Annotated in this window: 7 protein-coding genes; 1 reads left to right on the top strand and 6 read right to left on the bottom strand. The window is 39.2% G+C overall.

All coding sequences use genetic code 11. The features are described 5' to 3' along the window. The 5 genes from F6K63_RS10170 to F6K63_RS10150 form a co-directional block, all read right to left on the bottom strand. A partial coding sequence (locus tag F6K63_RS10170) for a M57 family metalloprotease (protein WP_287311951.1) occupies positions 1-1,171 on the bottom strand: 1,171 nt, incomplete at its 3' end. Positions 1,172-1,724: 553 nt separating this feature from the next. Further along, the gene (locus tag F6K63_RS10165) at positions 1,725-2,657 is read right to left on the bottom strand and encodes a calcium-binding protein (protein ID WP_287311948.1); all 933 of its coding nucleotides are present in this window, start codon (positions 2,655-2,657) and stop codon (positions 1,725-1,727) included. 1,026 nt (positions 2,658-3,683) lie between these two features. Next, positions 3,684-4,010: a hypothetical protein gene (locus F6K63_RS10160; RefSeq protein WP_008181119.1), complete on the bottom strand. Its 327-nt coding sequence runs from the start codon at positions 4,008-4,010 to the stop codon at positions 3,684-3,686. Between the two features lie 476 nt (positions 4,011-4,486). Beyond that, a complete protein-coding gene (locus F6K63_RS10155) occupies positions 4,487-4,828 on the bottom strand; it encodes a XisI protein (protein ID WP_008181118.1) in 342 nt (113 codons plus the stop codon). After that, the gene (locus F6K63_RS10150; RefSeq protein WP_008181117.1) at positions 4,816-5,235 is read right to left on the bottom strand and encodes a XisH family protein; all 420 of its coding nucleotides are present in this window, start codon (positions 5,233-5,235) and stop codon (positions 4,816-4,818) included. Before F6K63_RS10150 ends, F6K63_RS10155 begins: the two co-directional genes overlap by 13 nt. Here F6K63_RS10150 and F6K63_RS10145 point away from each other — a divergent pair. Beyond that, positions 5,234-5,482, top strand: coding sequence for a T3SS effector HopA1 family protein (locus tag F6K63_RS10145; protein ID WP_008181116.1), 249 nt, complete (start codon positions 5,234-5,236; stop codon positions 5,480-5,482). The genes F6K63_RS10150 and F6K63_RS10145 overlap by 2 nt on opposite strands. A 317-nt stretch (positions 5,483-5,799) precedes the next feature. On the opposite strand, the gene F6K63_RS10140 is transcribed toward F6K63_RS10145, so the two are convergent. Beyond that, positions 5,800-6,951 carry an AZOBR_p60025 family cell surface glycopolymer formation protein gene (locus F6K63_RS10140; RefSeq protein ID WP_008181114.1) on the bottom strand — a complete coding sequence of 384 codons (1,152 nt, stop codon included), beginning with the start codon at positions 6,949-6,951 and terminating at the stop codon, positions 5,800-5,802. Between the last annotated feature and the right edge of the window lie 97 nt (positions 6,952-7,048).

The following is a 7,048-nucleotide window of genomic DNA, read 5'->3' as shown; positions in this document are numbered from 1 at the left end:
GGTCATTACCGGAACCTCCCAACATGTAATCGCTACCAGTTCCACCGTCTAAGTAGTCATTGCCAGAACCACCACTGAGGGTATCATTACCACTAGAGCCATAGAGATTGTCATTGCCTGTACCACCGTATAAGCGATCGCTACCAGTTCCACCGTCTAAGTAGTCATTGCCTGAGCCACCCTTCAGGTAGTCGTTACCGGCATTACCATAAAGACGATCATTACCATCACCACCTTTCAGATTATTAGCACTATTGTTGCCAATAATAGTGTCGTTACTTGAGCTACCAACTACATTCTCAATGATGGCTCCGTAGGCAATTGAGGTTCCATAACGAGTAGTCTTATATCGCAATGAGCTGGTATCGTTTCTGTTATCTCTCGGTTGATAGGTGGTTGAGTTATAAGAATCCCGAGTGGTCAGTATACCACCTTCTCTGATGTCGAAATAATATCCAGAACTTCTCGCAGCAAGTTTAGAAAAATCTAAAGTATCAACTCCAGCACTATCCCAGAGTGACAACTTCATAGGTTTTGTTTTACTACCACGATAGGCATAATATCCATTGCTATGACCGTAGACAGTATCAAACTGGTAATTAGTGTTCCCTGAATTAAAAGTCTTAGCTCCGTAAAGGTACTGTACAGCTCTGATGTCATAAGGCATTGGTGTAGCTGCATATTCACCGACATCGTTATAAGACATCAGGGTATTAGTGTTGTTGTCTTGGTAGTACGGTAAAAAGGGTGGGTTACCCTTACCAGTTTCAAAATTATAGTTGCCTGGATGCTTTAAACCAAGTGCATGTCCAATTTCATGTAGTGCTACTTCGAGAAACCTATTACCTCTGCCAGTAGCAGAATCTTTCCCAAGCTTAATAGTTACATGGTCTAGTTTATTAGACCCCCAACTTGCTACTCCACCGGTTCCACTTTGTCCATAAAAACTTAGGTTTCCTTTGTTTGATACTTCACGAAATGTAATATTAGCGACTTCACTCCACCTTGTCAGGGCTTCTCTCACCATTGATCTTTCACTAAAATCAAGCCCATCACTTCCAGTTGAGTAATTAATACTGTAAGTTAGAGAAACTGGTTTACCTGTATCAACCCAATAATGTTCACCTAACAAAGCATCAATATTGTTTTTTCCAGAACGCTTAACACCCATAATAATTTTCCTGATCAAATAGTTTTGTTCGTTTTAGAGAGGACCTATAAACGAAGTGTATCCTGTGACTCCTTTCATTTAGCTATTGTAAATACTTCGGTTTATGTCTGTGCATTAATGCAGCTATACTAAACCGTATATTATCCTAAAACTAGGTTACAATCCCCTAGTAAAACGCCTTTTTTGATCACTAATTATCCTAAGTTGTTAGGATGTACCGTTTAAGGATACCCGGTCTGCAAAGTTATCATTAGAAATCATTGATGTTTGCTCCGTAATTAATTAATCGTTAGCTGCGATGTAATGCACACCTGGGTCGTACCTGAGGTTGTATCTGAAAACTGCTGTGTTTTTCAGGCTCTAATGGAAAATTAAATTAAATCTGCTATTTTGCCACAAAAGGGCAGATTTTTGTAATTTTTCTTAACAAAAGCCCTGAGCACACCAACCCTGATCAAAAATGCGCCTGAGTTCACTCAGACGCACTATGCTAATCAAGTAATGATTTTATGCTCCGGCAAGCTTTGCTCCACCGCAGGCTTTCAGAAAAATTCTAGACAAACACCTCAGAGAGATTATCGTTGAGAGTGCTAGCTTGAGTCCAACTCACCACAGCCAGGAGGTCTCCGTCGCTCGAGATTTCGGCACCATTAGCACCATCAACGATGCTCAGCTGATCACTATTGTAAAAATCAAAGGTAGTTAGACCAAGCTGGAAGTTGTTGATAGTATCAAAGCCATTGCCGCTTTCGAGGACAATTAGATCCTCACCACCCCCTAGCCACAGGGTGTCGTTACCACTGCCACTGCTAATGTAATCATCGCCAGAGCCAGAATAGATTATGTCATTACCAGAACCACTATAAATTACATTATCACCCTCACTGCCGAAGATGGTATCGTTACCGCTACCACCGTAAATCACATCCCGCTGTGAACTACCGTAGATCAGGTCATTACCATTACCGCCGATCAGGGTATCAATTCCCTCACTACCAAAGATTGTGTCATTGCCAGCCAAACCGTCAATCTGATCGTTTTCGACAGTACCGAACAGGCTATCATTGCCTGATGTTCCGGAAATCCGATTGTCCTCAATATCGAAGTTAATGTTGAGATCAATCAAGCCTGTGTTGCCGAAAAAGCTATCAACCGCAATTTGGTAGGTTGTACCAGCGGTAACAGTAAATAGAACTTGGCTTTGCAAACCAAAGGTGTCATCATTACTGGCAATCGGCGTTAAACTGTCAACTGCTGAACCAGTGTAGACTGCCAGGGTAGTGTCGTAGTTACTCCCAAAAGTGTCAATGGTCACGATACCATCAGCAGGAGCTGTCCAAGACCACCAGGCAGAATTCCACTGGAAGTCAACTACTGCATGATTCGGCTCACCTGGCTCCCCAGTGAAACCCTCGTTAGTGCCTGTAGTACTAACTGATGTACCGTTTAAGGATATCCGGTCTGCAAAGTTATCATTAGAAACCATTGATTTTCCCTCTGTAATTAATTAATTTTCAGTTGTTATATAATGCACACCTGGGTGGGATCTGAGGTTGTATCTGAAAACTGCTGTGGTTGTCAGCCTCTAATAGTTAAGTTAATCAAGTTAAATTTGACCTTTTTGTGAAAAAAGGTAAGCATTCAGCTCAGGCAAGGGCTGATATATAGTCAGCGTAGATGCGCCTAAGGCGTTAGCTGATAGCTGAATGTTTCAATTTATAGATTCAGAATAAGCGAAAAAATTGCTATTGATTATAAAATCAGCATAATTATACGTATCGATTAGTTAAAGATGTTGTGAAATAAATTTACTTCACTTAGATAATTTATAAAAAGCTTTAATTGGATGATCATTCATGTCCTTTAAAGCATTTACAGCGTTTTGCCATTCGGTCAGGTACAAATTATTGAGGTGCGACCCGTGGCGAATTAAATTCGCCAACGGAAAGCGCACCTAAGGTTTTAGGGAGCAGGGAGCAGGTAAGAGTTCAGAGGGGAAAAGGAAAAAATCCTGTGTACCTGAGGTGAGACCCGTGGCGAATTTAATTATTAATTCTTCGAGCACATCTGAGAGTTATTAAAAATGCTGTATCTATCCCTTTTGCCTCTTGCCTCTTGCCTTTTGCCTTGTCTTCACCCACGGTTTATGAGACTTATCCAATAGGTCTAATATATAATTACAGCGCGATGAAAGAAGCTATCTAAGTAATTTTTTTTTCTTTGTTGGAGTTTTCTTTAAACAATTTACGTCAGCTGTCAGCCGTCAGCTTAACATAAATCTCTTTAGGGATAATTTAATGTTGAGAGATTAATGAAAATGTAAGCTAATGCGCTACTTGAGGTGCTACTTGATGTGCCATAAGCTGTCACTCCTCAGCCGACTTAACTCAGATTAAACTAATGCTTACCTCTTTTATTAAAAACCTATTCGCGTAGCGTGGGCGTAGCGCATTAGCTGATAGCACCTCAAGTAGCGTGGGCGTAGCGCATTAGCTGACGAATTTCCGGTTTTTCATGAATGGGCAAGTAAATAGGTGATGCTTGCCAAGCTGGCACCAGCCATGAGGATATTTTTTAAATAGCTTAAATAGCGTTTTGAGTAACTGGTACTTAGTAATAGTAAGAAATAGATATCTAGGTATACACGAGAATAATCTAAATAATACCCTAAGATAGTCATGCTAGTCATTGAAAATAACACAGCATAAATAATTGCACTGATTAGGATAACCTTGTTTTCCCGCAGGGACTGACTGGCTAGCAGTATAGTGACTACAAAAGCTGCTATTAATAAGGCAAATGAATAAGCTTCAAGGATAAAATACTCGCTTTTTGACATTATTTAGCTCGTTTGAAACGAAAGACGCTCTGCTACTCTAAATCCGTATAAATGCTGAGATTATGATTAGTCAACGTCCTAGAGTCATCTTGCGTGCTGATTGGATTGTATTGTTAAGCACCTAAACAAAATTAATTGCCTACTACCAATCTCTGTAACCCTTACATCGTAAGGCTTTGAGTTTTGGAAAATGTGTAATTAATTTTGTGCACCTGCTTAGATAAAGGAACATTGAGATTACAAGGGAATACCAAAAATTTGCAGCAATTGGAGGGTGAACATTTAGCGTTTTTAATACCTTGACCAGTCAATTGTGGTAATAGCAGTTATTTTTAATTGAATTAGGATAAAAGCATCACAATCATAATGTTTTGGTCTAAATAAAACTAAGGAAATTAACTTAAAGTAGTGCTGAAAGCCTTGCCTAGCAAGACTTTCAATGTGTAAGCAATTTTGCCTAGGTACTTAGTTTTGAATTAGGAAACGGCAAAGTCAGTTATTTTACGGCGTTCTAAGGTTTTAAAGGCAAGGACAATTTGTTGGGGTGAAATGCCTAGTTTTACCAGTTCGTTGGCGACTCCTTCTTCTGTGCCGTCTTGTTGAAGCCAAATTTTTTCGTTAATGATATCAATGTGAATCAAACTGCCGTAAATTCTTTGATTTTTGTGCCAACCTATTTCCATGAGGAGATAGTGATCTTTATTTTCGTCAATGATTAATTGAAGGTCGCTTTCGGGGTCATTTCCTAAAAATTCAACGTAGTCTTGTAAGACTTTGATAATGGCTTGTTTTAGATTAGTTTTGTTTAAGGTATCCATGTAATAAGCTCCTCTTGATTGACGTCAAAGGTAAAAATGCGAATTATTTTATCTTCGATTAAAACTTGTCCTGCTTCTTCTTCAAACACTGATGATCTCACATCTTCTGGAACAGCTAAATAGAGTTTTCTTTCGGGTTCGTAGCGTGCCAGTAGGTGTTCATACAAGACAAATTGACCCACTGCTTCCTCTAAATCTTTCATTTCTGATGCACTGCGGAAACTTTTGATTTCAACAGCAATTTTCTGGACACCTTTTTCCGCAGCAATGAGTCGTTCTGCCCCTAAGTCAATATATAAATTCTTTTTTCTAGTGAGTTTTAAACGATAGGGATCGTGGGTGATTGTCCAACCGTCTTTTTGAAGGGCATTGCGTACAATATCATGATAGTAGTCACGAACTGGCATGGTTATTGTTTTAATGATTAATTTATTTATCTTAATTGACTCTGACCATTACCGTTATGATTCGGGTATTCTTAAGTTAGCAAAAAGTGATTATCCAAGGGTCAAAAAGATTATTCATAGATGCTATGATGAATATCAAGCTTATTTTCAAAAGGAAGTGCTCCTATTTACTAAACCATTAGCACCAGGGCTGAGTATTTTAGAAGGGGTGCATCTCAATGCATGCAAAAACACTCTTCGGCAATAGAAAGCTAATATAATTTTATGACAATTACCCTTAATAAAAATCTCCCCCATCTCCCGATATTCCGCTCCTGGGAGGGGTTAGGGGTGGGTTCTTATCTCCCCCTCTCCCCACCCTCCCCACACTTCCCACCCTCCCCACACTTCCCACCCTCCCTCTAATTATGGGTATTCAACCTGACTTGATATTATTCATGATGTCGCTTTTTAGCCCAAAGTACACCTGACATTATATCTTTATTTATCGTGTTAAATTTTACATCTCAAATACAAACGCTAAATCAAATTTTTCCCAAATCTTCATTTTACCTTTCCGCTTTTTCATGAATGGGCAAGTAAATAGGTGATGCTTGCCAAGCTGGCACCAGCCATGAGGATATTTTTTAAATAGTTTAAATAGCGTTTTGAGTTACTGCTGCTGAGTAATAGTAAGAAATAGATATCTAGGTATACACGAGAATAATCTAAATAATAACCTAAGATAGTCATGCTAGTCATGGAAAATAGCACAGCATAAATAATTGCACTGATTAGGATAACCTTGTTTTCTCGTAGGGATTGACTGGCTAGCAGTATAGTGACTACAAAAGCTGCTATTAATAAGGCAAACGAATAAGCTTCAAACAGGTTTTTTCCTCCTAGTCCTCCTGTGAGACTATTAATCAGCTTTTGACCTATGCCAAATAGGGGGTAGCCAAAATTTTCACTACCTTCTAGATTTTCTTGAGCCTCTAGACGATAGAAAACATAGATAGCCCACCCAGCTACTGGTATCCAAGCCCATAATAGATGTTGCAGCTGCCGACCTTTGCGCTCCCATATACTGGTTAATAAAATTGCCAACCACATTAATAGCATTGTCTCCCTTGTCAGACAAGCAGCTGTGATGGCTATTGCTGTGTAAATCGGTTTTTCATTGCGATAAAAATAGATAGCTGTTACTAGCAGCAAGCTACTGATTAAATCAGCTGTTGAAAGGGATAAAACCATCCAAACTCCTGGTATAGAAAGAACCAGGAGTGAGTGCCAAGTTCTACCACTATATTGTTTCAGATATAAACTACTCACAAATACTATGAGAATAATAGCTAGACAGTTAATCCCAACCATTGCGTAGGGAATTAACTGGGGATTCCCAAAACCTAATAGATAACCTAGCAGTGGATAGAGAATTCTTCTGTAGCGATATTGCGGAGGAGTAATGGCTTCTATTGTCCCTGAGTTTTCTAACCATGGATCGAGAGCAATACTCAGAAACTGTTGACCATCATATCCCTGCTCTCCCTGATAAATCAATACTTTATGACTATTGAGATAAGGAGAAATAGGAAATAATGACCCAATTCTGAAAAAGCCAGTAATATTTCCTTCAAATTTGACAAAATAAAAAAAACTTACTATAACTAATACTAAAATAGCAGCCAATATTGTGTGCCTAATCTCAACCGGCTGGCGATTCCATAATTGTTTCATGACTTAACCCGCTCTTCCCTCTCCTCCTGTAAGCATATGCTTACAATTCGCAAAAAGTAAAAATGCGCCTGGTTAATTCCAGACGCGGGTAATCTTT

The sequence above is a fragment of the Moorena sp. SIO1G6 genome, from assembly GCF_010672795.1.
Taxonomy (GTDB): Bacteria; Cyanobacteriota; Cyanobacteriia; order Cyanobacteriales; family Coleofasciculaceae; genus Moorena; species Moorena producens.
Note: the sequence above shows the minus strand (reverse complement) of the source record. Positions and strands in the feature narration are given on the sequence as shown.

What these genes read in the sequence shown, in the direction of transcription:
- F6K63_RS10165 (WP_287311948.1), bottom strand. Translation starts at nt 2,657, where the DNA reads ATGGTTTCTAATGATAACTTTGCAGACCGGATATCCTTAAACGGTACA.
- F6K63_RS10160 (WP_008181119.1), bottom strand. Translation starts at nt 4,010, where the DNA reads ATGTCAAAAAGCGAGTATTTTATCCTTGAAGCTTATTCATTTGCCTTA.
- F6K63_RS10155 (WP_008181118.1), bottom strand. Translation starts at nt 4,828, where the DNA reads ATGGATACCTTAAACAAAACTAATCTAAAACAAGCCATTATCAAAGTC.
- F6K63_RS10145 (WP_008181116.1), top strand. Translation starts at nt 5,234, where the DNA reads ATGGTTATTGTTTTAATGATTAATTTATTTATCTTAATTGACTCTGAC.
- F6K63_RS10150 (WP_008181117.1), bottom strand. Translation starts at nt 5,235, where the DNA reads ATGCCAGTTCGTGACTACTATCATGATATTGTACGCAATGCCCTTCAA.
- F6K63_RS10140 (WP_008181114.1), bottom strand. Translation starts at nt 6,951, where the DNA reads ATGAAACAATTATGGAATCGCCAGCCGGTTGAGATTAGGCACACAATA.